The 1252-nt window shown below is 74.2% G+C and carries 2 protein-coding genes; one reads left to right on the forward strand and one right to left on the reverse strand.

Annotated elements, in window-relative coordinates; all coding sequences use genetic code 11:
* Nucleotides 1-70: 70 nt before the first annotated feature.
* The gene (locus E1287_RS43265; protein ID WP_131971963.1) at nucleotides 71-958 is read left to right on the forward strand and encodes an STAS domain-containing protein; all 888 of its coding nucleotides are present in this window, start codon (nucleotides 71-73) and stop codon (nucleotides 956-958) included.
* Between the two features lies 1 nt (nucleotide 959).
* Here the strand turns inward: E1287_RS43265 and E1287_RS44510 are convergent.
* Nucleotides 960-1252, reverse strand: a 293-nt coding sequence (locus tag E1287_RS44510; RefSeq protein WP_165969482.1) for a hypothetical protein, incomplete at its 5' end; no start/stop codon positions are given.

Raw genomic sequence — 1252 nt, forward strand, 5'->3', positions numbered from 1 at the left:
GCCCGCCACCGCCACCGCTTCGCCCCGGCCCGCCCGCGCGGCCACGAGAACCCCAATCGGGATGTGACACATGAAGGACACGACCGTGCCGGGCCTGAGCATCGAGACCCGGCGAGGGTTCATCGTGCTGAGCCTGCCCGCGCAGATCAGCTGGCAGAACTACGCGGGGATCCGGGAAGGGGTGAGCAAGGCGCTGTCCCTCGCCGCGGCCGCGGGCCCGCCGCGCGGACGGCGGCGCGTCCCGGGCGTCTCGGGCGTCCCGGGCGGCCCCGGCGGCCCGCGCGGGGGAGTCGTGGTCGACTTCGGCGACGCGGTGCTGCTGGACGCGGCCGGGCTCGTCCTGCTGGCCCGTGCCGAGACGCGCGCCCAGCTGCTCGGCTGCGCGCTGCGGGCCGTCGTGCCCGAGCCGTCCGTCCACGTGCGGCGGGCGCTGCGGCTCACCGGCCTGGCGCGGCTCGTCCCGGTGTTCCCGGACATCGCGTCCGCCACGGCCGCGCCCGCTCCGGACGGCGGCGCGGGTGACGTCGACACCACGCACGTCCTGGACGCCATCCGGGCCCTGCACCCGGGCGACGCCGGGCTCGCGCCGAACCCGCCCGCCCCGTCCGAACTCATGATCACCACGACGGCGGCCGGCGACGGCGACCACACCGTCGTCCACCTGTCCGGGGTGCTGGACGAGATCACGGTGCCGCGGCTCGGGGAGACGCTCACCAAGCTCGTCGAGGGGAACCTGCGCCACCTCATGGTGCGGATGCACGACCGGCTCGGCGTCCGCTGCGACCCGCTGCCGATCCTGCTCGGCATCCGCTGGCGCGTCGCCGCCGACGGCGGCTGCCTCGCGCTGCCCGCGCTGCCGGCCAGGCTCCGCGAGATCATCGACCGCGAGGGCCTCGGCTCGGTCTTCACCGGATGCCGCTCCATCCAGGACCGCCCGCCCGTCGCCGAACCCGTCTGACTCAGCTGCCGCTGCCGACCGGAGTCTTCGCGGCCCTTTTCCTCCTTGACGGGGTCGCAGCCCTTGTCCGCTTCTTCTCCGGTTCGCGGTTCTCACCGGCCCGCACACGTCCGTCGTCCGCTTTCTCGATCGTCAGGATGTGTGCGGGTTGGGTGTGGGGGTCCAGGCGGATGTAGTTGGAGCGGGTCCAGGTGTAGGTGGCGCCGTTGAGTTGGTCGGTGACGGTGTAGGTGTGTTGGGGGTCGTCGGGCAGGCCGAGGGCGGGTAGGTCGAGGTGGAGGGTGGCTTCGCGGG

Source organism: Actinomadura sp. KC06, from assembly GCF_004348735.1.
Taxonomy (GTDB): domain Bacteria; phylum Actinomycetota; class Actinomycetes; order Streptosporangiales; family Streptosporangiaceae; genus Spirillospora.